This window comes from Natronorubrum halalkaliphilum (assembly GCF_009834785.1).
GTDB classification, from domain to species: domain Archaea; phylum Halobacteriota; class Halobacteria; order Halobacteriales; family Natrialbaceae; genus Natronorubrum; species Natronorubrum halalkaliphilum.
Window position 1 is genome coordinate 1 of sequence record NZ_WUYX01000066.1, and the last position, 506, is coordinate 506.

The following is a 506-nucleotide window of genomic DNA, read 5'->3' on the forward strand; positions in this document are numbered from 1 at the left end:
GCTCACTGACGAACGAACCCATGAAAGCAGCCAGTTCCGCACAGGGAACTGGCTGCGTGGGCGGCTGTTTCTGTTCGATCTCGGGTTCTACAGCTACCGACGGTTCGCGTTGATTGACGAAAACGACGGCTACTTGGTGAGCCGGTTGAAGACGAACGCTAATCCACGAATTGTCGGCGAACGACGGAAATGGCGCGGGCGCGCCATTTCCTTGACTGGAACCCATCTCCAAGACAAGCTCTCAAAGCTCACGCGGAAGCAGATCGACGTAACCGGTGAGTTCGAGTTCAAGCGCCGGAAGTACGCTGGGAGGCGATCATCAGCCACCTCTGAGTTTCGTGTCGTCGGTGTCCGCAACGAGGACACCGACGACTACCACCTCTACGTGACGAACCTCCCAGATGAGTTCACTCCTGAGCAAGTAGCAGCGCTGTACAGCCTGCGATGGAAGGTTGAGTTACTGTTCCGAGAATTGAAGTCACGGTACGGGCTGGAGAAGTTCGAGA

The 506-nt window shown here is 56.3% G+C and carries 1 protein-coding gene; it reads left to right on the top strand.

What is annotated here, in order from left to right:
- Positions 1-506, top strand: a 506-nt coding sequence (locus GS429_RS22280; protein WP_235920852.1) for an IS4 family transposase, incomplete at both ends; no start/stop codon positions are given.